At 59.9% G+C, this 26,009-nt stretch carries 25 protein-coding genes; 3 read left to right on the top strand and 22 right to left on the bottom strand.

The window, feature by feature from the left end; translation table 11 throughout:
* Positions 1-161 precede the first annotated feature (161 nt).
* From I2G43_RS02025 to I2G43_RS02015, 3 genes are all read left to right on the top strand, one after another.
* Positions 162-1,211 carry an inorganic phosphate transporter gene (locus tag I2G43_RS02025; protein ID WP_195534907.1) on the top strand — a complete coding sequence of 350 codons (1,050 nt, stop codon included), beginning with the start codon at positions 162-164 and terminating at the stop codon, positions 1,209-1,211.
* A gap of 67 nt (positions 1,212-1,278) precedes the next feature.
* Complete coding sequence (locus I2G43_RS02020) at positions 1,279-1,902, top strand: DUF47 domain-containing protein (protein WP_195534906.1); 624 nt, start codon at positions 1,279-1,281, stop codon at positions 1,900-1,902.
* Between the two features lie 284 nt (positions 1,903-2,186).
* On the top strand, positions 2,187-2,717 hold the full coding sequence (locus I2G43_RS02015) for a nitroreductase family protein (protein ID WP_195534905.1): 531 nt from the start codon (positions 2,187-2,189) through the stop codon (positions 2,715-2,717).
* A 165-nt stretch (positions 2,718-2,882) separates the two neighbouring features.
* Here the strand turns inward: I2G43_RS02015 and I2G43_RS02010 are convergent, their stop codons facing one another.
* The 22 genes from I2G43_RS02010 to rsmH form a co-directional block, all read right to left on the bottom strand.
* Positions 2,883-3,557, bottom strand: coding sequence for a DivIVA domain-containing protein (locus I2G43_RS02010; RefSeq protein ID WP_006234242.1), 675 nt, complete (start codon positions 3,555-3,557; stop codon positions 2,883-2,885).
* Between the two features lie 61 nt (positions 3,558-3,618).
* Complete coding sequence (locus I2G43_RS02005; RefSeq protein ID WP_227790178.1) at positions 3,619-3,864, bottom strand: YggT family protein; 246 nt, start codon at positions 3,862-3,864, stop codon at positions 3,619-3,621.
* A 57-nt stretch (positions 3,865-3,921) separates the two neighbouring features.
* A complete protein-coding gene (locus I2G43_RS02000; RefSeq protein WP_006234245.1) occupies positions 3,922-4,644 on the bottom strand; it encodes a cell division protein SepF in 723 nt (240 codons plus the stop codon).
* Between the two features lie 60 nt (positions 4,645-4,704).
* Entirely contained in the window at positions 4,705-5,442 is a 738-nt protein-coding gene (locus I2G43_RS01995; RefSeq protein ID WP_195534904.1) for a YggS family pyridoxal phosphate-dependent enzyme, read from the bottom strand.
* 120 nt (positions 5,443-5,562) lie between these two features.
* Positions 5,563-6,420: a phosphate signaling complex PhoU family protein gene (locus I2G43_RS01990; RefSeq protein WP_195534903.1), complete on the bottom strand. Its 858-nt coding sequence runs from the start codon at positions 6,418-6,420 to the stop codon at positions 5,563-5,565.
* Between the two features lie 92 nt (positions 6,421-6,512).
* Positions 6,513-7,316, bottom strand: coding sequence for a phosphate ABC transporter ATP-binding protein PstB (gene pstB, locus I2G43_RS01985; protein WP_089571588.1), 804 nt, complete (start codon positions 7,314-7,316; stop codon positions 6,513-6,515).
* Between the two features lie 12 nt (positions 7,317-7,328).
* Complete coding sequence (pstA, locus tag I2G43_RS01980) at positions 7,329-8,234, bottom strand: phosphate ABC transporter permease PstA (protein ID WP_055251684.1); 906 nt, start codon at positions 8,232-8,234, stop codon at positions 7,329-7,331.
* 3 nt (positions 8,235-8,237) lie between these two features.
* Positions 8,238-9,164 carry a phosphate ABC transporter permease subunit PstC gene (pstC, locus tag I2G43_RS01975; RefSeq protein ID WP_117736389.1) on the bottom strand — a complete coding sequence of 309 codons (927 nt, stop codon included), beginning with the start codon at positions 9,162-9,164 and terminating at the stop codon, positions 8,238-8,240.
* Position 9,165: 1 nt separating this feature from the next.
* Positions 9,166-10,002: a phosphate ABC transporter substrate-binding protein gene (locus I2G43_RS01970; RefSeq protein WP_195534902.1), complete on the bottom strand. Its 837-nt coding sequence runs from the start codon at positions 10,000-10,002 to the stop codon at positions 9,166-9,168.
* The gene (locus I2G43_RS01965) at positions 9,999-10,799 is read right to left on the bottom strand and encodes a polyphenol oxidase family protein (RefSeq protein WP_195534901.1); all 801 of its coding nucleotides are present in this window, start codon (positions 10,797-10,799) and stop codon (positions 9,999-10,001) included. The genes I2G43_RS01970 and I2G43_RS01965 overlap by 4 nt, the downstream gene beginning before the upstream one ends.
* 210 nt (positions 10,800-11,009) lie before the next feature.
* Positions 11,010-12,164, bottom strand: a complete 1,155-nt coding sequence (ftsZ, locus tag I2G43_RS01960; protein ID WP_055251674.1) for a cell division protein FtsZ — start codon at positions 12,162-12,164, stop codon at positions 11,010-11,012.
* Positions 12,165-12,363: 199 nt separating this feature from the next.
* On the bottom strand, positions 12,364-13,383 hold the full coding sequence (locus I2G43_RS01955) for a cell division protein FtsQ/DivIB (protein ID WP_229071477.1): 1,020 nt from the start codon (positions 13,381-13,383) through the stop codon (positions 12,364-12,366).
* 193 nt (positions 13,384-13,576) lie between these two features.
* On the bottom strand, positions 13,577-14,488 hold the full coding sequence (murB, locus tag I2G43_RS01950; protein WP_195534900.1) for a UDP-N-acetylmuramate dehydrogenase: 912 nt from the start codon (positions 14,486-14,488) through the stop codon (positions 13,577-13,579).
* 5 nt (positions 14,489-14,493) lie between these two features.
* On the bottom strand, positions 14,494-15,912 hold the full coding sequence (murC, locus tag I2G43_RS01945) for a UDP-N-acetylmuramate--L-alanine ligase (RefSeq protein WP_195534899.1): 1,419 nt from the start codon (positions 15,910-15,912) through the stop codon (positions 14,494-14,496).
* A gap of 97 nt (positions 15,913-16,009) precedes the next feature.
* Entirely contained in the window at positions 16,010-17,125 is a 1,116-nt protein-coding gene (gene murG, locus I2G43_RS01940; RefSeq protein WP_195534898.1) for an undecaprenyldiphospho-muramoylpentapeptide beta-N-acetylglucosaminyltransferase, read from the bottom strand.
* A complete protein-coding gene (gene ftsW, locus I2G43_RS01935) occupies positions 17,115-18,476 on the bottom strand; it encodes a putative lipid II flippase FtsW (protein ID WP_195534897.1) in 1,362 nt (453 codons plus the stop codon). The genes murG and ftsW overlap by 11 nt, the downstream gene beginning before the upstream one ends.
* Positions 18,477-18,644: 168 nt before the next feature.
* On the bottom strand, positions 18,645-20,051 hold the full coding sequence (murD, locus tag I2G43_RS01930) for a UDP-N-acetylmuramoyl-L-alanine--D-glutamate ligase (RefSeq protein ID WP_195534896.1): 1,407 nt from the start codon (positions 20,049-20,051) through the stop codon (positions 18,645-18,647).
* A 9-nt stretch (positions 20,052-20,060) separates the two neighbouring features.
* A complete protein-coding gene (mraY, locus tag I2G43_RS01925) occupies positions 20,061-21,080 on the bottom strand; it encodes a phospho-N-acetylmuramoyl-pentapeptide-transferase (RefSeq protein WP_117746963.1) in 1,020 nt (339 codons plus the stop codon).
* 3 nt (positions 21,081-21,083) lie between these two features.
* Entirely contained in the window at positions 21,084-22,508 is a 1,425-nt protein-coding gene (locus tag I2G43_RS01920) for a UDP-N-acetylmuramoyl-tripeptide--D-alanyl-D-alanine ligase (RefSeq protein WP_195534895.1), read from the bottom strand.
* A gap of 125 nt (positions 22,509-22,633) precedes the next feature.
* On the bottom strand, positions 22,634-24,334 hold the full coding sequence (locus tag I2G43_RS01915) for a penicillin-binding protein 2 (protein ID WP_324249483.1): 1,701 nt from the start codon (positions 24,332-24,334) through the stop codon (positions 22,634-22,636).
* Between the two features lie 182 nt (positions 24,335-24,516).
* A complete protein-coding gene (locus I2G43_RS01910; RefSeq protein WP_195534894.1) occupies positions 24,517-24,987 on the bottom strand; it encodes a hypothetical protein in 471 nt (156 codons plus the stop codon).
* A 90-nt stretch (positions 24,988-25,077) separates the two neighbouring features.
* Positions 25,078-26,009: 16S rRNA (cytosine(1402)-N(4))-methyltransferase RsmH (rsmH, locus tag I2G43_RS01905; RefSeq protein WP_229071475.1), on the bottom strand; the 932-nt coding region annotated here is incomplete at its 5' end.

The raw sequence follows: 26,009 nt of genomic DNA, 5'->3' as shown, positions 1-26,009 counted from the left end.
TCCGTACATGTACGGATGAATATGGGAGGTGTTCGGATGAAGTTGATATTCAAGGCCAAAAATTCACTTCTCCCATCAGAACTCAGTAAAGAAACCCGCAGGAGGTGATACGATTTATCATGCTTTTGTAACGTGTCTGCAAACTTCGAGAAAGCCCTTACATGGACGTAACGTTCTCAACCTTCCTCGGCCAACTTGTGTCGAACCCAGTCCTTGCCGTCACCGTGCTCCTCGCGCTCGGCGCCATCTTCGTCAACGGATGGACCGACGCGCCCAACGCCATCGCGACTTGCGTCACCACGCGTTGCATGCCCGCCCGCGCCGCCATCCTCATGAGCGCCGCGTTCAACTTCCTGGGCGTGCTCATCATGACGCACTTTAACGCGAGCGTCGCCAACACCATCTCACATATCGTCGACTTTGGCGGAAACAGCACCATGGCGCTCGCCTGCCTGTGTGCGGCGCTGTTCTCCATCGTCGCCTACGGTGCCACGGCATCGCGCTTTGGCATCCCCACCTCGCAGAGCCACAGCCTTATCGCCGGTTTGACCGGTGCCGCTATCGCCCTCGGCGGCGCGAGCAGCGTCAACGTCCACGAGTGGATGAAGGTCATCTACGGCCTGGCGCTCTCCATCGGCCTGGGCTTTGTCATGGGCTGGGTCCTGTGCAAGCTCGTCTCGATTCTGTTCGCCGCCGCCAACAGGCGACGCGCCAACGTCTTCTTTAAATACGCTCAGATCGCGAGTGCCGCGGCCATGAGCTTTATGCACGGTGCGCAGGATGGGCAGAAGTTCATCGGCGTGCTCTTTTTAGGTGTCGCCTTCGCCAACGGCCAGACCAGCGTCGGCGATGCCGGCATCCCCATCTGGATCATGCTGCTGTGCTCTGCCACCATGGGTATCGGCACCAGCGTGGGCGGCGAGCGCATCATCAAGTCCGTCGGCCAGAGCATGGTCAAGCTCGAGAAGTACCAGGGCTTCTCCGCCGACCTCGCAGGCGCCGCGAACCTGCTGCTCGCCACGCTCACCGGCATCCCCGTGTCCTCTACCCACATCAAGACCTGCGCCATCATGGGCGTCGGTGCCGTCAAGCGCCTCTCGGCCATCAACTTCGGTGTGGTCAAGGACATGATGTTCACCTGGTTCTTCACTTTCCCCGCCTGCGGACTCATCAGCTTTGTCATGGCCAAGCTGTTCATGATGTTCCTCTAGTCAAACCGAGCGTCCATCCGGACCGCAATACTTCGCCCACCCGTCTTCGCCTCGAAAGGACCCACCCATGGCAAAGAAACCCGATTCGTTCTACTTTGACAACTACGTCGCCTGCGCCGACCTCTCCGTTCAGGCCGCCGAGTTGCTCACCCAGATTTTCGAGAACTTCGATCCCGCGCAGATCCACGATATGCTCGACAAGATGCATGCGATCGAGCATGCGGCCGACAAGAAGCACCATGAGCTCGAGGACGCCCTGCTCACGGCCTTCATCACGCCGCTTGAGCGCGAGGATCTTGACCTGATGAGCTGCTCGCTCGACACCGTGCTCGACCGTATCGAGGGCGTCGTGCAGCGCGTCTACTTCACCAACATCCAGGGCATCCATCCCGATGCCATCGTGATCGCCCACAAGGTGACCGACGCCTGCCGCGCCATGAAGGACCTGATGGTCGAGCTGCCCAACTACCGCAAGTCCAAGACCCTGCGCGAACTCGTCATCCAGATCAACACGATCGAGTCCGAGGCCGACGAGCTCTACATCAACGCTATGCGCAACCTGCATGTCAACGGCAAGGATCCGCTCGAGGTCATCGCCTGGCGTGACGTCTACGCCTTCCTGGAGTACTGCGCTGACTGCTGTGAGAATGTGGCCGATGTTGTGGATTCGATTGTCATGAAGAACAGTTAATTAGGGGCACGTATCCCACCGGTCGCGGGCCCGACCACTAATACCTTTTTCACTCCGGCTGCAAGCAGAGTCGTTCAAAAGGTATTAGTGGTCGGGCCCGCTCCCTTACGTACCACCATTGGGAACTTTGGCTGATAGTTGTAGCGCAATGGGGGTTTGGCTGAAGGGACCTTTGGTACCCGTTCGGACACTTTGGCCCTTGATGAGCGTGTGGCCGATTGCTGCTTTGGGTACTCTTTGGGTTACTTTGGGTTTGTTTGATTTTTAATTTTAGGAGGGCTTGTATGTCTTATTTGGATCTGGCTCGGGGTCGGTATTCTTGTCGCGAGTTTGAGAATCGTTCTGTTGAGCAAGCTGTGGTGGATGCCATTGTTGAGGCGGGGCGGATTGCTCCTTCTGCTTGTAATAATCATCCAACCCGTGTGATGGTGCTGGATACGCCTGAGCTTCTGGAGAAGGCTGCTGCTTGTCAGCCTCGGTTTGCTCGTGATGGGTCTATCTTTGGGGCTCCGCTTGTCTTCCTTATTTGCAGCGTTACCGATGATGCTTGGGTACGCCCGTATGACCAGATGAATTCCAGTGAAATCGATACGTCCATCGTGTGTGATCAGATGATGATGGAGGCCACCGAGCAGGGCCTGGGAACGTGCTGGGTATGCCATTTTAAGCCTGAGGTGGCAGAGGAGCAGTTCAATCTGCCCAAGGGCGTCTATCCCTATCACATGCTCGTCTGTGGCTATCCCGCCGACCACATCGCCGATCCCGAGCATCGCGAGGCCCGCACCATTCCCCTCTCCAACTTCCTCCTCAAGTAGTTTTTAGACATACCTTAAAATCTACCTTTTACCACGCGCCCTTCGCCGAGTTCTGTCCTATCGCATGCAGAGCTCGGCGTTTTGTTTCCCAACCCGTATACAGCCACAAAAAAAGAGCCCGCAGGTGCGAGCTCCTCTTAAGGACACTAGATTATAGCTCTAATGCTAATCCAGGTCGTCGGCGGCAAAGTTGTCGATCGGGGCGAAGGGATCGGCCACGGGGACAACCGGGTCAGCGACGGGCAGCGGCTCGGCGGGAACAGTCACCGCAGGAGAAGCGGCAGAACCGACCGGCGTGGAGGCCATGAGGTCGGCCGGGAAGGAGTTCTGGGCATCGTCCATGAAGTGCTGGATGAGCTTGAGGTACTCGGCCTTGAACTCCTCGCGGGAAGCCTTCAGACGGTCGATTTCCTCGAGCTCGGCCTGCTTCTCGGTCAGAGCCTGGCGGATAACCTCGCGGGCCTTGGCGTCAGCCTCGTTGCGGATACGCTCAGCGTTCTCGTTGGCATCGTTGACGATGGTCTCAGCGGTCTGCTGGGCAGCGATCAGGGCAGCGGAAATCTGGCGCTCCTGAGCGGAGAAGTCAGGGGCGGGAGCAGCCACGGGGGCGGCAGGAACGGCCTGGGCGGTGGCATCCTGAGCCTGGGCAAGCTGAGCCTGTGCGTCGGCAAGCTGCTGCTCGGTAGCAGTCAGACGACCCTTAAGGTCGACAATCTTAGCGAGCATAGCGTCAACCTCGGAGGACAGCGTCTCCAAGAAGACGTCGACCTCAGCAGGATCGTAGCCACGCTTGGCCTCAGAGAAAGTCTGAGCCTGGATGTCTGCAGGGGTAATAGCCATAACAAGTCTCCTTTTTCATCGCCTCGGCGCTACACGCCCGACGTAAGTTACTAAGTCAGTTCTACACGAGTATACCTATAAGAAGCTGCAGAACCAGCCTCTGCACCAACTGCAACGCAATAATCGCAACGACCGGCGAAAAATCGATACCGCCCATCGGCGGGATGAAACGACGGAACAGGTTGAGCCACGGACCGCACACGCTATCAAGCACCGCGGCAATATCCTGAAGCAAACCACCCTGCTTCATGGGAATCCACGTCATAAAGCAGTAGACGACAATGAGCGTGGAATAGAAGTTGAACAGCGTGTTGACCAGCTGGACGATAGTGTAGATGTTGATGGGAATCTCCTCGTCTTGTCTTTACTTAAGGTAGCCGTCGGCACGAAGCTTCTTGAGATCGGAATCTTTGACCTCGCAACCGGCGGGCAGCACCATGAACACGCGGTCGCCCACCTCCTTGACCGTGGCACCCAGACCGCAGGCAAAGCCGTAAGAGAAGTCCAAGACGCGCTTGGCAACTTCGGTGCGTACGCCCACAAAAATCAGTGCGACAGGCTGCTTGGTGCGAACGCGGCGCACCACGGTCTCCACGTCGTCATAGCTCTCGGGGCGCAGGACATAGGCCGGCAGCTGCGGCGTGGCGTTGATGATATTGCTCGCATAGGCCGAGGCATCGCTCGGTGCAGGCGCGGGTGCAGCGGCGGCACGGGCGCGGGTATTCTCGGCGTAGCTCGACGGCGTGTCATAGGCACCAGGACGATAACCGCTCGCAACACTGTCCTGCGAGCGCGAAGGCGGGTTATACGTCGTGGCATGGCGGGAGTCATCGCCGACCAGCTGGCCGGAGCGCGTGTATACGGCCACCGACTCGGCCTCGCCGCGGCGCGTCTGACCCAACAGGCCGTTGCTCGGCTCATCCTGGGTGTAGAAGCCCTCGCCCGAGGCACCGCTGTAACCGTTGTTCTGGTAGCCGTCGTCATAGCCATCATCGTAGCCGTAGTCGTCGTCCTGACCATAACCCTGGTCGTAACCCTGCTGGCCGCCCAGGTGCATCTTATTTTTAATCTCGTCAAGGAAGCCCATGGTTGTGTCCTCTCGCGGTTTAGTGCAGGCGCTCCGATAATCAGTGCGCACTTCAGAGCCTTATTTTACTGCAAACTCCGGGCTAAATACTACCCTGCCCAGGCGAACGAGCGTAGAGCCTTCCTCAAGGGCAGGCTCAAAGTCCTCGCTCATGCCGCAGGAAAGTTCGGGCAGGCTCAGATCGGAGTGCGTCGCCTCAAGCTCATCCCTTAGCTCGCGAAGTCCGGCAAAGGTGCGGCGCGCCACATCTTTATTACCCCGTGGTGCCATAGTCATAAGGCCCTGCACACAAATTCCCTCGAGCTCTGCAAGCTCGCCCATGGCGGCACGAATCTCATCGGGCGAAAAGCCACCCTTCGATTCCTCGCCGCTCACATTGACCTCGATGAGCACCTGCTGAGGACCGGCAAGCTCACCCGCCTCAATCTTGCGGACCGCACGGCTCGAGATAGCCTGCGCCAAATGCAGCGAGCTCACCGAATGAATCAGCTCGGCCGAGCCCAGCACCGCATTGATCTTATTGGTCTGCAGGTTGCCAATCATATCGAAGCGCACCTCGGGCAGCTCCGGATGCTCCGCCAGGCCCGTGAGCTTGCGGACGAGCTCCTGCGGGCGGTTCTCGGCAAAGTGTCGATACCCCACCTGAATCGCAGCGACAGTCTCATCGACGCCAACGGTCTTGGACACGGCGATGAGGCGCGCGGCATCGTGGGAGCGGCCCGCTCGATCGAGTGCGGCATAAAAACGCTCGAGAATCTGCTCGCGGCGAGCGCGCATCAAGTCCAAATAATTATCCATTGCCAATCGCCTCCGCAGACAGCCAAACAAGTAGTCTCATGCTAACGCAAGAGCGCGACCCTGCATTCGCAAGGTCGCGCTCACTTGGGTATTTACAATCTTTTGACGAACGGGGTCACCCTACTCCTCGTCGTCCTCGGCGTCATCCTCATCCTCAAGGTGCTCAAGCAGGTAGCGAAGACCCTCGCTCAGCTCGTTGGCGGGCACCTTGGCAACATAGCGCGCGTCGACGGCGGGCCTCATGATAACGCCCTCGCCCGAAGGCACGCGCATGCTCTCGAGCTCATCCTCGTCCGCGCGGGCGATATCGCCGGTGTTCATGCGCTGACCGGTCAGCAGGAAGGTCAGACGGCAGGCGGCATCGATGGAAATCGAGGCGATACGATCAAGGTAGCGCGAGACCATGATGGCGCGGCGCAGGTCATCGTAGTTGCTGTCGTCGTCCATAAAGTCGCCCGTATCCATACGGTTAAAGGTGCGGAAGAACTTCTCGTAGGCGGCGTGCACCGGCTCGTCCTCGACGGCCAAGTTGCAGATGATGGACATGTCATTGGTGACGAGCGCAGAAAGCGAAGAGCCCAGCACCTGGTAGACGGCCTCAGCCTCGGCCTCGACCGTGCCGACAAGCTCCTTGGGCAGCGAGATGTCGGCCTTGATCATATGACGCGTGGCGCGGCAGATCTGGCGAACCTTATCGGTCATGCGCTGCAGGTTAAAGTCGACGTAGATAATCGTCTGCAGCAAGCGGAAGTCGGAGGCGACCGGCGACTGCGTGGCGATCAGGTTGTAGCACACGGCCTCCAAGTTGGCGCAGCGCGCGTCAATCGAAAGCGTGCGCTTCTTGGTCTTGGTGGCGAGCTTGCGGTCGTCGGTCACATAGGCCTTAACGGCATCGTGGAGGGCCAGATCGACGGCCTCGTAGATGCTCAGCATCTCGTGGCGGGCCTCGATGAGCTGACGGGAAAACAGTTTACGCATGGTTCACTCCAATCAGTTGGGTGCGGTCATGCCGCCCGCACAGTGAATACGCACCGGACCAGGTCCGATCGGCTTGGGACTAGTCGCACCGATCAGCCAAAGCGGCCGGTGATATAGTCTTCCGTCCGCGAGTCCACCGGGCTGGTGAAGATCGCGTCGGTTTGACCATACTCGATGAGCGTGGCAGGCTCACCGGCAACTTCCTGCAAGAAGAATGCGGTGTAGTCGCTGATACGAGCTGCCTGCTGCATTGAATGCGTGACGATGATGATCGTCATCTCGGGCGCCAGCTCGGCCATCAAATCCTCGACCTTAGAGACGGACGTGGGGTCGATGGCGGAGCAGGGCTCGTCCATCAGGAGGACATCGGGTTGCACCGCAAGCACGCGCGCGATGCACAGACGCTGCTGCTGACCGCCCGAGAGCGCCAAGCCATCCTTGTTGAGCTGATTGGATACCTCTTTCCAGAGGTTGGCGCGCTTGAGCGATTCTTCCACGATGTCATCGAGGTCGCTTTTGCTAGTCACGCCCTGCAGACGAGGGCCAAAGGCGACATTCTCGTAGATGGATTTGGGAAACGGGTTGGGCTGCTGAAAAATCATGCCCACGCGGCGACGGAGGTCGACCGGGTCGACGCCCTCGGCATAGATATCGTTGCCGTCGAGCGTCATGGTGCCCTCGACGCGCGTACCCTCGATCAGGTCATTCATGCGGTTGATGCAGCGCAAAAACGTCGACTTACCGCAGCCCGAAGGGCCAATGAAGGAGGTGATGGCGTTTTTGGCGATGTTGAGGTCGAGCCCCGTCAGCGCATGAAAGTCACCGTACCAAAAGTTGAAATCCTTGGCCGTAATGGCCGCTTGCTCCAGCGTGGGAGCGGACTGATAAACGGACATGGGACTCCTTAACTAGCGACGCTTGCGCGACAGGAAGCGCGCAAACAGGTTGAAGGCCAGAATGATCACCATCAGCAATAGCGCGGTGCCGTAGGCTGCGTTCATGTTGATGCCGTCGTTGGCAAGCAGGTACAGGTGAACGGTCATGGGGCGGCCGGAATCGAGCGGCGAGATAGGTAGATTGATGGCCTGGCCCATGGTGTAGAGCACCACGGCGGTCTCGCCAATGGCACGGCCGATGGCAAGGACAATGCCCGTGGCAATACGGCCAAAGGCAGAAGGAAGCACGATCTTGGAGACAACCTGCCACTTGGTGGCGCCCAGGCCATACGCGCCCCAACGGATATAGCGCGGAACGGCGCGAATGGCCTCTTCGGTGGTGCGCATGACGATGGGAAGCATCAAGAGCGCAAGCGCCAGAGCGGCCGAGACCATCGAAAGGCCCAGACCCATAGCCTCGACAAACAAGGCGTAGCCAAACAGGCCCATAACGATGGAGGGCACCGAGGCCAAAGCGTCAGCAGCGTAGCGAATGAGCTCAACGATCTTGCCCTGCTTGGCGTACTCGGCCAGATAGACGGCTGCCAGCACAGCGATCGGCGTGCAGATAAGCATGGCGAGCGCCGTCACATAGACGGTCGAGACGATCGTGGGCCAAATACCGCCCTCGGCGTTGACGCCCTGGGGCCAACCGAAGATAAAGTCGAGCGAGATGTGTGGCAGGCCGTTGATGACCACGTAGGCGATGATAGCGACCAGCACCAGCGTGGTGATGTATGCCGCGGCACGGAACACGCCAAGCATGATCTTGTTGGACAGGTCCTTGTTGATGCGGCCCTTCTTGCCGTGGGAAAGGGCACGCTTGATGCGCTCGCGCGACGAGGTCGTATCGACCGTCGTGTCAACGGAATCGGACATAGCCTACCCCCTCTTCTTCTTGGAAACCAGGCGGACGATGCCCACCAGCGTGGCGGAAATGATAAACAGGACCACGCCCATGCCGAACAGCGCCGAGCGATGCAGACCCGAGGAATAGCTCATGTCGAGCGCAATCTGGCTCGTGAGCGTCGAGATGGGGCTCGCAATGCTGTCGGGAATAACCGGGGCGTTACCCACGACCATGAGCACGGCCATGGTCTCGCCGATGGCACGGCCCATACCCAGCACGATGGCATCCACGATACCCAGCTTGGCGGCAGGTAGCACGACCTTATAGATGGTCTGCCACTTAGTAGCACCCATGGCATACGATGCCTCGCGAATACCCATGGGAATGGAATTGAGGGCATCGATGGTGAGCGTGGTGATGGTAGGGACGATCATGATGGCAAGCACGAACCACGCCGTCAGCGCACCAAAACCAAGACCACCGGTCAGTTGCGCGATAAACGGACGGATGATGATCATGCCAAAGAAGCCATAGATGATAGAAGGGATGCCGGCCAACAGGTCAACGGCAGGGCTGATGAGCTTGCGCACGCGCTTGCTGGCGATCTCGACCAGATACACGGCCGTGCCCACGCCTAGGGGCACACCCATGGCGAGCGCACCGACGGTCACCAGACCCGAGCCGGCAAGCAGCGACACGATGCCGTAGTGGCCCTCAGAGGGCGCCCACGTAAAGCTAAAGAAGTCCGCCAGACCGATGTCGGTAAAGACGGGCAGCGCCGAGTACGTGGTAAAGACAAAAATCAGGATGACGGTAACAACCGCCAAGAACGCGCAGGCAAAGAAAATCCACTGCAGCGCCTTCTCCTTGATATAGGTGCTGCGCGATACGAGCGCCAGCTCGCGCTTCTTGGGCGCCTGAGCATTCTGCTCAGTCTGGGAGTTTTCCTGTGCTTCCATGCTACTCACTCCCCTTCTCGTCGTTGGTGACGGGAATAAAGCCCGCCTCGCGAATCTGCTTGTCCATCTTTTCGGACGTCACGTAGTCGATGTAATCCTGCGCCTGCTGCGAAGGCGCACCCTTCACAAAGAAGTAAAGGTCGCGCGAGATGGGATAGCCGCCACTCGCGACCGTCTTCTCGGACGCCTCAACATGATTGACCGAGACGGCCTTGACCGAGGTCTTGGCGTTGAGGCTATCGACGAAGCCCAGCGAAATGTAGCCGATAGCCCCGCGCGAACGAGATACCACGTCGCGCACCTGGCCCGTGCCCGAAAGAACGGCGGAGCGGCGATCGAACGGGGTGCCGTCCATCACGATGGTGCGGAAGGCTTCACGCGTGCCAGACGCCTCGTCTCGGTTGATGACCTGAATCTTCAGGTCCTCGCCACCGACCTCTTTCCAGTTAGTAATCTTGCCGGCATAGATATCGCGGAGCTGCTCGGTCGAGAGGTTATCGACGGGGTTACCTTCGTTCACGATGACCGCGATACCGTCGTGGGCAATGACGATGGGAGTCAGGCCCAGATCCTGTTCGTCGGCATTGAGTCCACGGGAGGAGCTGGCGATATCGGCCGTGCCAGCGCTGACGGCTTCGATGCCAGCGGAAGAGCCCAAACCGGAAACGAGCACGTCGATGCCGGTCTCCTCCTTAAAGCCCTCTGCCGCAATTTCGGCGATAGGAAGGCAGGTCGTGGAGCCGGCCACGGTAATGGAAGAGGTAGAAGATCCCGAAGAACAGGCGCACAGCGTAAGCGTAAGCACAGCGGCGCTCAGGACCGATACGATCTTTCTCATAGCATCACGCCGATCGCGGCATGGCGCCCACAGGTGCCGTCCTCGTTACGGTAGGAATAAAAGCGGTCGTTCTGACGCACGGTCGAAAGCTGGGTATCCACGATATTATCCGCGTCGACACCGACATCTACCAGCGCCTCGCAAATGGCAGCGGAAAGATCGAGCATGCGAGAGGCACTCGCATCGATGCAAGAGAACTCGGCGGCAAAGCGATCCATGAGCTCCTGGGAAACCTCGTACTCGTCACCCAGGATATGGGGCCCGATATAGGCGGAAACGTCGCTCGCATCGCAGCCGGCAGCATCGCAAAGCGCCTGGCACGCCTTGGCAGAAGTACGTGCAATCGTGCCCTTCCAACCGGAGTGCACCACGGCAAATCCGCCGGGGGCCACCAGCACCACGGGAACGCAGTCGGCAAAGCAGAGCAGCACGGGCACGTCATGGGCCGTACAGACGATGGCATCGCAGCCCTCGGCAATCTGCTCGCGAACAGCCTCAAGATCGTCGGCGCTGTTCGAAGTCACCGTAACGATATGGTCACCATGTACCTGATTGGGCACGAGCAGATTATGCTCGCACTCAGTGGCGCCCATAGCTTCGAGCGCTCGACGACGATTTTCTTGAACTGCAAAGGGGTCATCGCCTACATGCGAGCCCAGGTTGAGCGAGGAGTACGCATCTTCGGAAACACCACCGGTGCGCTCGGTAAAGGCAAAGCGGACATCGGATGTCGCGCCCTCCACCAACGTAACTCCATCATGGTCGACACGCGAAACCCTGTCCGCACGTGCTGCCATACTAAAGCCTCCTAATAACACAAGTACCGCGGCGTCGCCGCGCAGTCCGCGTTTATACGGCTGTCATACTTCCTTAAAAGGATACCCGCAGCGGTAGGGACCAAACGTAAAGGGAACGTAAGGAGATTGGAGGCTTTCGTTTACAAACGAGAAACAAAACGGGGTGCATCCAAATGGACACACCCCGTGCAGGTCGTTGAGAAAAACGAACTAGAAGCTACCGCGCTTCAGGAAGTCGGGAAGCTCGAACTGGTCGTTGCCAAAGTTGGGCAGCTCGGTACCACCGACGTTGCGGGTCGGAGCGGCCTGAGCCGGGCTGGCAGCCGGAGCGGTGCGCTGCGGCTCAGCGGAGGCAGCGGCCTTGCTCTGAGACTGCTGAGCAGCAAAGAGCTCATCCTGACGGTTGACGTTGGAGTCGGAGAAGCCCGTAGCAATGACGGTGATACGCACCTGATCGCCCAGGGACTCGTCGACAACGGTACCGAAGATGATGTTGGCCTCGGGGTCGACGGCGTTGGCGACAACGTCGGCGGCGTCGCTGATCTCCTGGATGCCCAGGTCCTTGGAACCGGCGATGGAGAGCAGCACGCGCGTGGCACCATCGATGGAGCTCTCGAGCAGCGGGCTGGAGATGGCCTGCTGGGCAGCGTCGACGGCACGAGTATCCCCAGAAGAGGTACCGATACCCATCATGGCGGTACCGGCCTGCTTCATGATGGTCTTAACATCGGCGAAGTCCAGGTTGATGATACCGGGGACGGTGATGAGGTCGGTGATGCCCTGGGTGCCCTGGGAAAGGACGCCATCGGCAATCGCGAAGGCCTCGAGCATGGTGGTCTTCTTCTCGGCGATGTCGAGCAGCTTATCGTTAGGGATGACGATCATGGTGTCGACGCAATCGGAGAGGGTCTTGATGCCCTCCTCGGCGCTCTTCTTGCGCTTGCGGCCCTCGAAGGTGAAGGGCTTGGTCACGACGGCGACGGTCAGTGCGCCGACCTCGTTCATCGCGATATCGGCAACGATGGGAGCAGCGCCGGTACCGGTGCCACCGCCCTCACCGCAGGTGATAAACACCATGTCGGCGCCAGCAAGCGCCTCGGCAATGTCGTCGCGGGACTCATCGGCAGCCTTGCGGCCAACCTCGGGGTTGGCGCCGGCGCCCAAGCCGCGGGTAAGGTCGGTGCCGATGTGCACCTTGATATCGGCATCAGAGATCGCGAGTGCCTGAGCATCGGTGTTGATGGCAACAAACTCGACGCCGCGGATGCCCTCTTCGATCATTCGATTGACCGCGTTGGTACCGCCGCCGCCGACGCCGACCACCTTAATGACGGCAAGGTAGTTGTTGATCTCTGTCTCGTGCATGTCGGTCCTCCGAACAAAGGTTATAGCCATAGCATGGGTCGACCCCTGCGCACGTTAACCTTCAGGTTGAAAGTAAATGCAAAGGTAAACCGTATTATGTTTGCACATTATGAACGTATCAGTCAAATAATTGACCGTGAAAACCAAACAAACCAGATAAACGGCGTGGTATGGCCTGTCAACAAAGGCCCAAACGCCGCTATGAGGTGGGTGCGTTCCTAAACGTATAGTTGCCCGGAGAGCGCACGTTGATATACGTCACGCCCTCTACCTGCGAAAGCAGCTTGGTGACAATGCGCTCCTTCTTGGCAATATCATTAGAATCGCCCAGCGACACCTCGATGCCGTTATTGAGGTTTGCCGAGATGGCCTCGACCGAAGGCGTGGAAATATCCTTGACTTGCCCCAGAAACTCGCTCGAAAAACCGCGCGCGTAGTCCAAGCCGGCCTTAACTGCCTTGGAGCTCACCGCCTGGCCAGAGACCGGGGCGACATCGGCCGATACATCGGTCAACAGCACGGCGCCGTAGTGCTTGGCCAGTGCCAGCGCGGCATCAATGCCGGTCAGGGTGTTTGAGCCCTGACCCATCGTAATGACGTTGCCCTGGTCATCCACCTCAACCGAGGTCGAAAGCGGAGCGATCCAGGTATCGTCATCGCCGATGGCCCAGGCAAGATCGTCCGAGCTGATATAGGCAATTGCGACAACCTTGCGCTCCGTCGGCGTAATGATGAGCGTATGGGGGAACTGGCGCTGGACATCAACGCCCGAAACCCACGGGTTCTGCTTGAGGTCCTCGGTGATCTGATCGGGGTCGACGTTAAACAGCGACGTGCCCTCGGGCAAATCGATCAGTTGAATGGCATCGTGTTTGGTCACATGCTCGCTGCCCTGAATCTGAATGTCGGTAGCGGCAAACAATCCAGAGTTGATCACTATGATGGCAATGATGACGAGCACGGCCAAGGCGGCAAGAACGCCGCCCACGATTTTGCCTTTGCCCTTAACGGCAGGAACGGCGTCGGTCGTCTTATTAGCCATAGCCCCCAGTGAAGTCAGCGGGTTGACGCCTTTTTTACTCGAAGGTTTCTTAGCGGCAGCCGGCACCGACGTCAGCGAACGCGGCTTCGATGCACCCAGCGTGCGGCCCGGACGCGGCGCTTTGGCCCCCATCGAGGTTTTAGGCGTTGCCACGGGACGAGCGGACTTGGCGCCCATGACGGACCTTGACGTCACCGAGGGACGCGAGGCCTTTTTTGCGGCAGGATGGTTGCCGAGCTGCGAGCCGACAACCGGACGCTTGGCAGGTCGCACGTGCCCGGAGGGCTTCGAAGGCGTGACGGCCTTGCGCTGAGGTTTGGCAGGTGCGCCGGAACGCCCTCCGGCGCGGCGGAAGGTGGGTTTCGATGCTCTAGAAGCCGAGGAATTTAACTTCCGGTCTGAGCTCGATGCCATACGCCTCCCTCACCTTTCCGTGCACATGTCTGATAACCGCGGCCACATCATCGGCCGAAGCGGTTCCGTTGTTAACGATAAAATTAGCGTGCACGGGCGAAACTTCCGCGCCGCCGACCGAAAAACCCTTTAATCCACAATCCTCGATAAGCTTGCCCACGCTCGCATCGGGCGGATTGCGAAAGACCGATCCGCAAGATGCGCGCCCCATGGGCTGTGTGCGCTTTCGCCGAGTCAGATACCGCTCCATGCGCTCACGGATATCGGCTTTCGGAGCCGGCTTTAGCTTAAGAACGCACTCGAGGATAATCTCATTGCGAGGAAGGCTGCATTCGCGGTAGCCCCAGGTTATCTCAGACCCCGCATAGTGCTTAATGCCGGAGAAAGGGTCAAACGTTACGACATCCTCAACGAGCGAACCGATCCACTCGGTACGCGTACCGGCATTCATAGATATCGCGCCGCCGACCGAGCCGGGAATACCGACGGCAAACTCAAGACCCGAGAGGCTGCGAGACAGGGCGTCGTTGACCAAGCGCGCGAACATCACGCCCGCGCCAACGGTCAGCGTACAGCCGTCCTCGGCAACAACCGTGCGCTGGAACTCACGCCCCAGTGAAATGACGGCACCGCGATAACCGGCATCGGCAACCAAAAGATTAGATCCCTTGCCGATAATCACCCACGGCACCTGTTCGCGGTCGAGCACCGCCACGGCACGACGCAGGGCATGATAGCTGTGGCACGTCACAAAGAGGTCGGCCTTGCCGCCGATACGATAGCTCGTATGGCGCGCAAGTCGCTCGTCCTCAATCACATCCGTGTCGATCATGCCCGAAAGCGCCATGACGGCATTAAACAGACCCATGGAGCTTAAGCGTCTTTCTTGGCAGTCAGATAATCGATGAACTCGGGGCCGACCGTCGTGACATCACCGGCGCCCATGGTAAGCAGCAGGTCGCCCTCGCCCACCATCTGCTCGAGCTCCTGGTTGAGCTCAAGACGGCTGGAGCAGTACACGACTTCCTTGCCGGGATGCTTGGCACGAACGGTATCGGCGAGCATCTTGGAGGTAACGCCGGGGATGGGCATCTCGCCGGCCGAGAAAACGTCGATCAGCAGCAGTTTGTCGGCATTGGCAAAGGCATCGGCGAAATCGTCGCACAGGGCCTGCAGGCGCGAATAGCGGTGCGGCTGGAACACGACGTCGACGTGCTTATAACCCAGCGACGAGGCGGCGGCAAGCGTCGCCTTGATCTCGGTGGGATGATGACCGTAGTCGTCGACCACGGTGATGCCGTCGATATCGCCCACATGGGTAAAGCGACGGCGAACGCCCTCAAAGCTCGACAGTGCCTTGGCCGCAGCATCGATGTCGAGGCCCAGGACGTGAGCGACGGTCAAAACGGCCGTGGCGTTGAGCATGTTGTGGCGGCCGGGGTTGCTCTTGATCTCCACAGCGTGCTCGGTGCCATCCTCAAAGCGAACGGTAAAGTCGCTCTGGATGCCCTTGACGTCCGGATGCACGCAGACGATGTCGTTGGTCTCGGCAAAGCCATAGGAAAGCACGCGGCGTCCCGTCGACTTGGCGAGCTCGACCAGATGCGGATCCTCGCCGCAGACGATAACGGTACCGTCCTCGCCCACCAGGCTCATGAACTTGGCAAAGGTGGCCTCGATCTCCTCGATGCCCGAGTAGTGATCGAGATGGTCGGCCTCGACATTGGTTACGATGACCACGTTGGGGTTCAGGAACAGGAAGGAGCTGTCGGACTCGTCGGCCTCGGCGACAAAGTAATCGCCCGAGCCGTTTTTACCGTTGGTGTCATAGCCCTCGACGATGCCGCCGATCAAGAAGCTGGGGTCCAGGCCCATGCGATCGAGCATGGTGGCGCACATCGAAGACGTCGTGGTCTTGCCGTGCGTGCCGGCAACGGCGACGGTGGTATATCCGTGGCCCAGTGCCGAGAGCATCTTGGCGCGAGGCCACACGGGAATACCCAGCTCGCGGGCACGAACAAGCTCAGGGTTAGACTCGGGAATAGCGGTAGAGACCACGACCACGTCGGGCTTGACCTCGTCGATCGTCGCAGCCTCATGGCCAACGTGAACCTTCACGCCGGCGCGCGTAAGCTGGCGAATGTAGCGCGACGTCTTAAGGTCGGAGCCGGTAACGGCATAGCCGCGCTCGTGCAAAACGAGGGCGATGCCGCTCATGCCGGCGCCACCGATACCGATGAAGTGGGCGCTCTTAAACTCGGGCGCGGAGGTTGCAGTCTGGGAATCAGCCATGTGCTCGTGTACTCCTTGCGTAAACACTGCCTGTAACCCGTTAACTGTACCGCACCTACCGCATCCGCGCGAGGGCGACCGGCGATATCCCGTCTAACTAACGCAATCCCTCTACCGCGTCGGCCAAAAGTGCGGCGGCGCGATCCTGAGCCAAGCCGCGTGCCGCCTGGCGCATGGCGTCGCGCGCCGCGGCGTCATCGACCAGGTGCAACAGCTCCTCGGCAAAGGCGGGGGCATCGATATCGGCATCGGCGCAAAGCACGCCCGCACCGGCATCGACCAGATAGCGGGCATTCGTGGTCTGGTGGTCGGCCGTGGCATGCGGATACGGCACGAGCACCGAGGGCACGGCGAGAGCGGCGATCTCGGCCACACTCGAGGCGCCGGAGCGCGAGAGCACCAGATCGGCCGCAGCCAGCATGTCGCCCATGTTATCGATATAGGGCTGCACGCGATAGCGCTTCGCCTCCTCGGGCGTCAGTGCCAGAGCACGTTCGGTCTCCTCAAAGCCGTCGGCTCCCGTCGAATGCAACACATAGAGGTTCTTGCGCGAAAGCAGCTCGTTTTTGAGCGAAGCCACGCGCTCGTTGAGGTGCTGGGCGCCAAGTGAACCGCCAAAGACGAGCAGCAGCGTAGCGTCCTCGGGTACGCCAAGTGCCTTGCGGCCGCGAGCGCGATCGCCCTCGATCACCGAGCGACGTACGGGGTTGCCGGTCATGAGCACGTGGTCAGGGTCACCTTCGCGCTCAAAGACCGAACGCGCTGCCGGCACCGAGATGCACACGCGGGCGGCGTGGGAGTTCATCATCTTGTTGGCCAGGCCCGGAACGGAGTTTTGCTCATGCAGCAGATACGGAACACCCGCACCCTTGCACCAGCCCAACAGCGGCACCTCGACATAGGCACCGAAACCAATGGCGGCATCGGGCTTACCGACCTTTGAGAAATGATTGGCGAGCGCACGTTTGGCCTTGTTGACGCGCCACAGCGAGGTCAGTGCGGTCCAAGGGCGGGAACGATCGAAGCCCGTGACCGTGATGGGCACAAAATCGAACCCGGCCTCGGGAACAAGACGACCCTCGAGCTTGTGCGATTGACCCACAAACACGACGTGATGCCCGCGGTTACGCAGCTCTTCGGCCAAGGCGAGCGCGGGGTTGATATGTCCTGCCGTGCCGCCGGCTGCGATAGCAACGGTCATCTTATCGGTCATGGTAGTCCCTTCGTACGCGCGGCCCCTGGTCATCGGTGCGCAAGCGCGCCGACGGGTCCGAATTCAAATCGATTCGATTATATCTGCCGCCCGCGTTGCGAGGCGTGGGGCGCTGTGGGCGACCCTGCGGCGCCGTTCGTGGGCGCGGACGAGCAGCCGGCTCGGACGCTAAGCCATCCAAAACGGTAAAGCCATTGCGCGAAGATCGCTCGCCGCGCACATGGGGCACGCCGGCAGTGCTCTCGTCCATAACGGCAAAGCTCTCGCGACGACGGTCGTACTCATCACGGCGGGCGCTCTCGTAAGAAACGCGCAGAATCAACCCGGCAAGCATAAGCGACACGATAATCGACGAGCCGCCGTAACTGATAAACGGCAGCGGCTTTCCCGTCATGGGAAACACGTTGAGGATGCCCAGCGCGTTAATCAAAAACTGCACCGCGAGAATGACCGCAGAACCCGACGCCATGAGTGCCCCGCGACGGTCGGTCGCCTGCTCAGCAATGCGGAACGCCGAGTAAATCAACATCGCAAATACCAAGAAGAACAGAACGGTCCCGACAAAGCCGACTTCCTCGCCAATGATGGCAAGAATGTAGTCGTTATGCGCCTCGGGCAGATACGAGTACTTCATGGTTGAGTTGCCGATGCCACGGCCGAACAGGCCGCCCGATGCAAACGCCATAATGGCGAGCGTGGCTTGGTAGCCATCTCCGTACTCATCGGCCCAGGGATTCCAAGCGACCTCGACACGCGTCATACGATACGGCTCGGCAATCAGGGCAATCGCAATGACAGCGATACCGCCGGCAATCGTCCAAACGATGTATTTGGGGTCCAATCCCGCAAACAGCGCCATGCACACCAGCGTCAGCAAGATGATCAGGATGGTGCCGAAGTCGGGCTGGATAAAGATCAAGAGGATCGAAGGACCCAAACAGATGCCCATCTTGCTAAGGAACTCGTTGATGTTGCCACCGGGCGAAAAGAAGCGATCAAGCATGATTGCCGAGTACGCAATGGCAAATGGCTTCAAAAACTCGGAGGGCTGGAACTGAATGCCGGCGATGTTGAGCCAGCGCGTGGCGCCACGACTGCCGCTGCCCACTAAGAACACCAACAGCAGCAAGAACATCATGACGAACAGGAAGATCCTGAGCACGTCCTCCCCAAACCAGCTGTCCGGCAAATAGCGGGCAATGGCAACCATGGCCAGCACGCCAACCCCGGCAAACGCGGCTTGTCGAAACAAAAAGAACGTCGCCGAACCGTTCTCGTGCAGCGCCTCGACCGAAGATGCCGAGTACACCATCAACAAGCCAAAGCACACCAGCGAAAACAAGCAGGCCAAAAATACCAATCGGGGGCGCATGATGCGAGCGGGAACGCCGGCAATATAGCGTTCGCTGAACGTTTGCCCACCGCGGCCAGAACGCGGCGTGCTGCGCCGTGAGGAAGCACGGTCCGAGTCGGGCCTCCTCATGCTTTGTCGGGGGCTCTCCTCTCTCACCGGCAACCCCTATTCCGTTTGCGATTTCGCCGCGGCGGCAAGCTGGGCCACATAGTCCTTGAACACGCGGCCGCGCTCCTCGTAGCCCGAGAACTCATCAAACGATGAGCAAGCGGGCGAAAGCAGAACCACGTCACCACGGCTCGAAAGCGAACGGGCGACGTCCACGGCATCGCGCAGGTCATCCGCCTGGGCGATATCCACATCGCCATCGACATCGGCCTCGTCCATAGCGGCGGTGAAACGCTCGCGCGCATCGCCAAAGCAGACGACCGAGCGTACGTTATCCATAACAACGCGCGCGAAGTCCGTGAGCGGCGTGCCCTTATCGTGGCCGCCGAGCAGCAAGATCACGTCGTCATCGGGAAATGCCGTCAGCGCCTTCTCGACCGCATCGGTGTTGGTCGCCTTGGAATCGTTGACGTAGCGCACGCCGTCAATCTCGCCACACGGCTCCACGCGGTGCTCGAGCGGCTGGAACGAAGCCAGACCACGGCAGACACCATCGACATCGGCACCGACTGCCAGGGCAGCCGTGGCAGCGCACAGGGCATTGATAACATTGTGATGGCCCGAAATCTTGAGCTCGGACGGGGCGACAAGCTGAGTCTCGACCCCCTTCAGGCGCACGACCATCTTGCCGTCGCGCACAAAGGCGGCATCCTCGCCCTCAGGCTCGTCAAAAGCGACCTTGCAGATGCGACGACCCGGCGTGTAGATGTACTCATCGAACTCGTGAATGCCGGCGTCTTCGACGTCGACAACCGCCAGATCGTCATCGACCATATTGTCAAACAGTTTAATCTTGGCAAGCGCGTAGTTCTTATGGCTCTTATGCCAGCCCAAGTGGTCGGGAGTGATGTTGAGCAGCACCGCCACGCGGGGGTGGAGCTCGGTGGTCGTAGCAATCTGATAGCTCGAGAGCTCAGCCACAAACCACTCGTTGTGGGCTCGTCCGTCAATCTCGTTGACCGGCGGCTCGCCAATGTTGCCGACGGCTACGCTGGCCTCGCCGGCAGCCTTGAGCAGATAATCAGTCAGCGACGTGGTGGTCGTCTTGCCGTTGGTGCCCGTGATAGCAATCCAGTTATCGGGCGACAGGCGATAGGCAAACTCGGGCTCACCCATAATCTGGGCGGCATGCTCGCGCCCGGCCTTAAAGAAGCCCGAGAACTCCGAGATGCCCGGGCACGTCACGCATACGTCATAGGCGCCCTCGACCTGTTCGGTCCCATAGACAAACGACGCACCAGCAGCCTCGAGCGCACGCGTGGCGTCATTGGGCTCAGAGGTGCCGCCGCCATACACGGTAACGGCGCTTACGCGCTCGGGATGTGCCAGCGCCCAGCGGGCGACATCGAGACCGGATTTGCCCTGACCCAAAACGAGCAGGCTAAAGACATCAGCAAGAGGCATGAAAGACCACTATCCCAACTGGAAGAACAAAGCAAGGCCAACGGCACCAAAGGCCGCAGCGATAATCCAAAAACGGATGACGACCTTGGTCTCGGCCCAGCCCTTCTTTTCGAAATGATGATGGATGGGCGCCATAAGAAAGACGCGCTTGTGCGTAAAGTGGAAGTAGACAACCTGAATCATAACCGACAGGGTCTCAACGATAAACAGGCCGCCGATGATGAGGGAGACGACCTCGGTGTTGGTCATGATGGACGTGCAGGCAAACGCGGCGCCCAGGGCAAGCGAGCCGGTATCGCCCATAAAGATGCTCGCCGGATAGCAGTTGAACCACAGAAAGCCCAAGCAGGCACCGGCACACGCGGTGCAGAAGATGGACAGGTTCACGTCTCCGTGCAAAAACGCCATGGCAGCCATGGCGAGCATGGCAATCATGGAGGTGCCGCCAGCAAGACCATCAAGGCCATCGGTCAGGTTCACGGCATTAGAAAGACCGGCGATCATCAGCCAGCAAAAGACAATGTAGAGCCACGGGAACGAAAGGCCGCAGATGGTGGTCGAAAGAACACCGAGGTCGATCGTCAACCCACCGGGAAAACGAATCTCGGGGGCGACACCGCACCAGTTGACGGCAAGTACCGTAAAGGTGACACAGATAATGGTTAGGCCGATCATCTTGGCATGGGGCGTCAGACCGAGCGAGCGCCCATGCGTAACGGAGGTCAGGTCGTCGATCAGGCCCAGCACGCCGGTCGCCAGCGTGGCGAGCAGCACGAGTACGAGCTCGGTGGTGAGCTTGCCCATCAGCAGGCAGGTCAGCGAGATCGCGACGAGAATGATGACGCCGCCCATGGTGGGCGTGCCCTGCTTAATAAGGTGACGCTTGGGGCCGTCGGCTCGAACCTGCTGGCCGATACCCTCGACCTTCAGCAGCTTAATCCACCACGGCATGAGCAGCAGCGCAATGGCAGCAGCGATGCCAAGCCCCAAAAAGGCCTGATACGTAGGATACGAGGGATTGCCGAACATGGGCTAGCACACACCTTCCACAAAGCGGTCGAGCTCAACAAAACGGGAACCCTTGACCAGTACAACATCATGATTTTCAAGTGCGCCGCCCATGCGGTCGAGCACCTGCTGATAATTGGAAAACACCTGAATGCGATCCTCGTCCATGCCCATCATGCGCGCGGCATCGGCCATAAGCTGGGCCAGCTCGCCGCCCACGCACACCAGCATGTCGAGCTTCTTGGCGGCGGCATAGGCACCCACGAGCTCATGCATGCGGGGAGCCTCGGCGCCCATCTCGCCCATCTCGCCCAGGACCGCCATGCGCGAGCCTTGGCAGATAAGCGAGCACAGCAGATCGAGACCGGCGGCCATGGATTCGGCACTGGCGTTATAGGAATCGTCGATGATGCGGGCGCCGCTCTTGGCGCGCTTGATCTCCTGACGGTGGCCCGTGATCGTAAGTCCCCTAAAGGCAGCATCAATCTGCTCGGGCGTTACGCCCAGGCGATAGGCAACCGCGGCGGCCTTGACGGCATTGGGGACGGACTGCACACCGGGAATGGCGAGCATGGTTTCGATCGACTCGCCTAGGCCAAAATCGAGCGTAAAGACCGGACGGCCCTCGTCATCGACACGGATGTCGCGCGCACGGACCTCATCGTCGTCCGAGATACCCGCCAACATCACGTCAACGCCGGCAGGCGCGGCAAACGTGTCGCGGATGAAGGGGGTAAAGTCATCCTCGCCGCCCAAAACCAGCAACGGCAGGATGTCGCCGGCGGCACGCATGCCCTCGACAATCTCGGATTTGGCACGGGCGATGTTCTCGCGGCTGCCCAAAATACCGATATGGGAAGTGCCGATCTTGCTCACGATGGCAAGGTTGGGATTGGCAGACTGGGACAGGCGCTCAATCTCGTGGAAATGATTCATGCCCATCTCGAGCACCAGGATCTCGGTATCGGCGGGGGCGCTCAGCACCGTGAGCGGCATGCCGATCAGGTTGTTGTAATTGCCCTTGGTCGCCCAGACGCGATAGCGCTTGGCGAGTACTGCGGCAAGTACGTCCTTGGTCGTCGTCTTACCGATCGAACCGGTAATACCAACAACCAGGCAGCCAAGCTCCAGGCGATACGCATGCGCCAGACGCAGCAGAAACTCCTCGGGATCGTCGGTCAGCAAGATGGCGCAGCCCTTGTCCTGCGACAGCGAGACCAACTCGGGGTCGGGCTCGCGCGTCATCACAACCGCACCGGCACCCGCCTCGATAGCACGGGAAGCAAAGTCATTGCCATCGACTTTTTCGCCCGGGAAGGCGACAAAGATCGTCCCCTCCTCGACCTGACGCGAGTCGATAACGCACCCGCGGCAAACACGATCGGCTCCTTCCGTCACGGTTCGGGCCCCTGTTGCGGCCACGAGGTTGTTGACGGCGATCTCTATCATTGCTGCTCCCCTGTAAACCTAATAATGCTATCGGCGTATTGTATCCCAGTGCCACGCATGCGTGGTGCAGGGCATGTGAACACCCCTCAGATTGAACAATGGACCACGCCCAAGATTGTAACCCCCTACTTCGTGTGCGGGATACCCAACACGTCGAGCGCGTTGGCCATAATGGATTGGAACGGCACCGCAGCGGCGTCCGAGCCGCTCGGCGTTCCGTCAAGCGTGATATAGCACAGCACCTTGGGCGACTGAGCCGGCGCAAACCCCATAAAGGACGACATGTAGTTCTCCTTGAGGTAGCCGCCGTTCTCATCGGCACGCTCGGCCGTGCCGGTCTTGCCCGCCACGTCATAGCCATCCACCGTGCCGCCGACGCCCGTGCCCTCGGCGACAACCGTCTGCATGCACGACGTCACCTGCGCGGCGGCGTCCTGCGAAATCGCGCGCTCGCCCTCGCCCCAATCCTTCTCATCGCCCTTGCTGGACTTATAGAAGTGCGGGGTCATCATCACGCCGCCGTTGGCGATACCGCCCACGGCACGCGCAATCTCAATCGGCGAGACGGACAGTGCCTGGCCAAAGCTCATCGAGCCCAGCGTGGCGCCATCATACTGGTCGCGCTCCTTGACGATACCCAGACTCTCTCCCGGAAAATCGACACCCGAGCTGTGTCCGATGCCCCACTTGTCCACATAGGCGGCAAAGTCGTCGGCACCGATCTTGCGTCCCACCAGGACAAAGCCCACGTTGGACGAACGGCGCATCATCTCGCGCACATCCATGGTCATGGCGTAGTCGCGTTTATCGGCATCGGTGACGGTATCGTCGCCCACCTTGATACTCGCCGGTACCTCAAACGACGTACTCGAGCGCACGACGCCCAAATCAAAGCCGGTGCCCGTCACGAGCGTCTTAAAAACCGAGCCGGGCTCATAGGCATCGGTGACGAGGCGCAGGTTCATATCCTCGGTCTTGGCATTTTCCAGATCGGTCTGGTCATACGTCGGGTACGAGCAGGCGGCAAGGATCTCACCCGTTGTAGGATCGGTCACAAGGGCCGAGCCGTTCTTGGCCTTCGTTTTCTCAACTGCCTCGGCTAGGGCATCCTCAGCCGCACGCTGGATATTGACGTCAAGCGTCGTCACGATGTCTACGCCGTCGACCGCGGCCACCTTTTTATAGGCGCCGCCTGCGATATAGCTGCCATCCCTCGCGCGCTCGCGCACAAGAGAACCGTTCGTGCCGGTCAAGAGCTTGTTGTATTGCTTTTCCAGACCCGTCAGACCATCGTTGTCCACATTCACCACGCCCAGCACCTGCGAGGCCAGGTTGCCGTAAGGGTACACGCGCTTCATGGCTTGCTCAAAGAGTACGCCGGGCAGGTTTTTCTTCTCCAACGCCGCGGCGTCGTCTTCGTCCACCTGGCGCTTGATATACACCCAGGTGCCATCGGACTCAACGAGTTTACGACAGGTCTTTTTATCGATACCCGTCGCCTTGACCAGCGCCGACACCGTCTTGTCGACATCCTCGACCAGCTGCGGGTTCACGGCGATATTGCGACACTCGACCGAAGACGTCAGCACGTTGCCGTTACGGTCGTAGATAGTGCCGCGCTTGGCATAGAGCGTCTGGGCGAGAAGGCGGCGTGCATCGGCGCGCTCACGCAGCTTGCCGGCGTTCACGATCTGATAGTCGGCAAGGCGATAGACGCCCGCGGCCAAACCGAGCCCAATGCACCCCATGACGACGTTGCGACGAGGCAGCGGCGTGCCCGTGAGCCATTCGGTCGACGAGTTCTTGCGCGACCTGGTGTTATGCACTTGAGGACCACCCGAACCGCGAAGTCGCGATGCCGGGTCGTTGCCATAGGACGGCCTCGCGTTGTAAGATGGCCGACCCGTTCCTTGATAACCAGAACGTCCCCGCGATGAGGGACGTCCAGAACCGCGACCCCCGTCGGAGCCGCGGCGATAGTCATTTGTCATACTCAGCTACCGTCTTGTTACTGAGCGGTCGCGGTCGAGCTGGCGCCCGCGGCTGCATCCTGCGAAAAATCAAGTGTAACGCTCTCGCTGGGCTCCACCATGCCATAAGCGCCCGCAAGGTCGCGAATGCGCGTGTCGGCACCATAGACCGAATGCATGACCTCCAGGTCGGAGCTCTCGTCGGTCGCCTTCTCGAGCGTGTTGGTAAGCGCGGCGTTGCTGTTGAGCACCTGGGCCGTAACGCCGGCGAGCGCCACACGGGCGACACCGATCGTCATGAAGATGGCCGCAATGATGCAAAACGTTTTAAGAACGCTCATGAAAACCGGGCTTACCGCCTGGTTTGCCTGACGGCCCGCGCCCGTGTAGACATCAAAGCGCGGCGTGCGCTGCTCGCGGGGAGCAACGGGGGCCTGCGGTGCCTCACGATAGGCGGGCATGGCGTTCATATCATAGGCGAGTGCTACGTTTGAGGTGTTGTAGCCCATGATATGCCGCCTCCCATCCCGAGTACGTTGGTAGTGTGTTTAAGCTTCGTTTGTGGTACGAGCGGGAGGTCCAATATCGCGCGGTCGCGTCTACAGACGCTGCGCCACGCGGATCTTGGCTGATCTCGCCCGAGGGTTGCGCGCAACCTCATCGGGTTGGGCAACCAGGGGTTTGCGGGTGATGACCTTGAGTATCGGCACGTTGCCGCACACGCACACCGGAATCTCCGGCGGACACGTGCACCCCTGGCTCATCTCCTTAAAGTGGTTCTTTACGATACGGTCCTCGAGCGAGTGATACGAGATGACGCAGATGCGTCCGCCCGGGTTGAGCCACCTTGTGGCGGCGTCAAGCCCTCGCTCGAGCACATCGAGTTCGTGATTGACCTCGATGCGAATGGCCTGGAAACTTTTCTTGGCTGGGTGTCCGCCATGCCGACGAGCGGCAGCGGGGATACCAGCCTTGATGATCTCGACAAACTGACCGGTGGTTTCGATCGGCTCATGCTCGCGGCGGCGCACGATCTCACGCGCGATCTGCGAGGCGAACTTCTCTTCGCCATAGACGCGTAGAATCCGGGCGAGGTCGTGTTCGTTATAGGTGTTGATGACCTCAGCTGCGTTTAAGGTGTTGTTACCCGGATCCATCCGCATGTCCAATGGGGCGTCCTCGTTGTACGAAAAGCCCCTGCCAGGGATATCGAGTTGCGGCGACGAAACGCCCAAGTCGAACAGGAAGCCATCGACCCCGGGCACCTCGGCCGAGCAAAGCAGCTCGTCCAAGTCGCCGAAGTTGCCCTTCAGCAGCTGGTGCGGTACGCCGGGAACCTCGCGGTCCAGACGGGCGCCAGCGGCCTCGAGGGCCATGTCGTCCTGATCGACGCCGAGCAAAAGGCCGGTCTCCCCCACCTGCGCGGCCATCTTTACCGAATGGCCGGCACCGCCAAGGGTGCAGTCGCAGACGACGGAACCGCTCTTTAGCTGCAGCGACTCAAGCACTTCGCCGAGCATGACAGGTTCAT

This window comes from Collinsella aerofaciens, assembly GCF_015557435.1.
Classification (GTDB): domain Bacteria; phylum Actinomycetota; class Coriobacteriia; order Coriobacteriales; family Coriobacteriaceae; genus Collinsella; species Collinsella aerofaciens_Z.
This window is presented reverse-complemented; position numbering and strand designations above follow the sequence as displayed.